The sequence below is a fragment of the Chitinophaga sp. genome (genome assembly GCF_035564935.1).
Classification (GTDB): domain Bacteria; phylum Bacteroidota; class Bacteroidia; order Chitinophagales; family Chitinophagaceae; genus Chitinophaga.
In genome coordinates, this window is record NZ_DATMTE010000956.1 from 1 (window position 1) to 2578 (window position 2578).

The 2578-nt window shown below is 48.1% G+C and carries 3 protein-coding genes; all 3 read left to right on the top strand.

What is annotated here, in order from left to right:
• The first annotated feature begins 313 nt into the window (after positions 1–313).
• From tnpA to tnpC, 3 genes are read left to right on the top strand one after another with little or no spacing between them, the layout of a single operon-like run.
• Entirely contained in the window at positions 314–598 is a 285-nt protein-coding gene (gene tnpA, locus VN105_RS24740; RefSeq protein ID WP_414647262.1) for an IS66 family insertion sequence element accessory protein TnpA, read from the top strand.
• Positions 598–936, top strand: a complete 339-nt coding sequence (gene tnpB, locus VN105_RS24745; protein WP_286862865.1) for an IS66 family insertion sequence element accessory protein TnpB — start codon at positions 598–600, stop codon at positions 934–936. The genes tnpA and tnpB overlap by 1 nt, the downstream gene beginning before the upstream one ends.
• Positions 937–985: 49 nt before the next feature.
• Positions 986–2533 (top strand): IS66 family transposase, encoded by a 1548-nt coding sequence (gene tnpC / locus VN105_RS24750; RefSeq protein WP_325645284.1) that lies wholly within the window; start codon positions 986–988, stop codon positions 2531–2533.
• Positions 2534–2578: the final 45 nt, after the last annotated feature.

Consider the following 2578-nt stretch of genomic DNA (forward strand, 5'->3'; position numbering starts at 1 on the left):
GTATATGTTTTACGATGGCGTTATGCCGACACGGTTTATGTACAAAAATGAAGTACGCCGCTTTAATCCGGAAAACTACGCTAAAGCCGTCGAGCAGATGGGCGGAGATGACTTCCATACCAAGGTATGGTGGGAGAAATAGTCAGCTCAAAATGACAGGCTTATAGCCCGATAGTAAAAGCCGTTTGGAGATCATCCAAACGGCTTTTTTCTGTTCATGGGGCAAGCTGGTAAACTCATTTACATAGGCGGCCGTTTCCGTCCTACCAAGTACATATTGACTTAGGTTTGATCAGTGGTTAGCTTTGCAGCTATGAACAACCTTCAAGAAAAACGTAAGCGTATGCTGTCTATGATAGCAGACTGGCAACAGAGCGGAAAAAGTAAGAAAGCTTACTGCGCGGAAAATGGGATCAACGAAGCGACCTTTTATTATTGGTTTTCGCGCATTAAAGAAAATGAAGCATCCCGCGGTAGCTTTATAACAATCAATAAGACGCGGGGAAAGGGCGATATTGAGATTATTTATCCCAACGGTGTACTGATAAAGGCTGAAAATGATCTTGCCCTTGTATCACAGCTGATCCGTCTGTACTGATGTTTGCACTGGGGTCATCGCACCGCTTTTATCTTTATGATGGTTTTTGCGACATGAGAAAATCATTCGACGGACTCTGCGGACTGATCAGTTCGGGCATGCAGCGTCAGGCGACCAGTGGTGAAGTGTTCGTTTTTCTGAACCGTAGCCGTACACATATGAAGCTACTGCACTGGGAAAAAGGAGGCTTTGTACTTTATTATAAGCGCCTGGAGAGCGGTACCTTCATGCCGCCGAACGTAAAAAACGGTGAATTGTCCTGGAGTGACCTGGTACTGATGGTTGAAGGTATACAGGTAGTGAAAAGTGTTCAAAAAAAACGCTATTCACTGGTTTAAAAGTGCTTTTTTTATTGCTTAAGCGCATCTTTTTGTGTATTTTTAGGGTATGCAAACAGAGCTGGAAAACCTCTCGAAAGAAGAGCTTATAAAGATTGCCAGGCAGCAATTGTCGGGGCGGAAATCCTTGGAGCGTAAGACACAGGCACAGCAGGCCGAGATCGAGCGCCTGACCCGGGAGCGTGATTACCTAAAGGCCCAGGTAGAGATGTTCCAGCGGATGCAGTTCGGCCAGAAACGAGAGCGCTTTGAAGGCGATCCTGCTCAGACTATGCTTCCTTTTAATGCGGATCCTGCTGAAGTAGAGCATCAACAGGAAGAAATCAAAGAAAAAATCGAGTATGTGCGCAAGCGCCCCAATCATCACGGGCGGGCAAAACTCCCTGAGCACTTACCGGTAGAAGAGATCGAGATCCACCCCCAGGGAGATCTATCCCGGATGGTGTGCATCGGTAAAGAAATTACCGAAGAGCTCGAATGTGAGCCGGCAAAGTTCTATATCAAACGCTACATCCGTTATAAGTATGCCGCCAAAAACGGTGAAGGTGTAAAGATCGCCGAGCTTCCCGAGCGTGTCATCGCTAAGGGGATCCCGGGGGCCGGCCTGCTGGCGATGATCCTGACCGACAAATACGTGGATCACCTCCCGCTGTATCGGCAGAAGCAGCGGTTTGCGCGGGAAAATATCCACATACCCTCTTCCACAATCGATGGCTGGGCGAAAGAAGCACTGATCAAACTCGAACCGCTTTATGACCAGCTGGTATTCGATACCAAAGCAAAAGGATATCTTCAGGTGGACGAGAGTCCCATTAAAGTGCTGGACAGCGATAAAAAAGGTGCTGCCCACCAAGGGTACTATTGGGTATATTATGCCCCGCTGGAAGGAACGGTGCTTTTCGACTACAGTCCCACCCGGGGCGGTAGTGCCCCATTGCCTATATTGGGCAGCTTCAGCGGTTATCTCCAGACCGATGGCTATGCGGTATACGAAAAGTATGCAAAGAAAAAAGAGGTCACCCACCTTGCCTGTTGGGCACACGCGCGCCGCGAGTTCGAAAGGGCACTGGAAAATGACCGGGCAAGGGCGGAAAAGGCGCTCTGCTATATCCAGCAGCTGTATGCTGTTGAACGCAAGGCAAGGGATGCTGGTCTGGATGCAGAAGCAACCAAACAGCTCCGCCTGGAGGAAGCCTTCCCAGTGGCTAATGAGCTTGGGATGTGGATCGGCAGGGAGATAAAAACTACATTACCAAAAAGTCAGATCGGAAAAGCCATGGACTATGCCGCCGACAGGTGGGATCCGTTGACTGAATACCTTAAAGACGGAAGCCTCCATATAGATAACAACCAAATCGAAAATGCCATCAGGCCCCTGGCCCTGGGACGCAAAAATTACCTGTTCGCCGGAAGCCACGATGCGGCACAAAGGGCAGCAATGATATATTCCTTCTTTGCTATCTGTAAAAAGCATGGTGTGAACCCATTCCAATGGTTAAAGCACACACTGCAAAACATCATGTCCATAAACCACAAGAACCTGAAGGATCTGTACCCGCAGAACTATAAGAAACAAATCGAGCAATCAAATATGTAGTTTATCGGGCGGATACTTCAAAATCTAATTCATAGGCAATTTCAC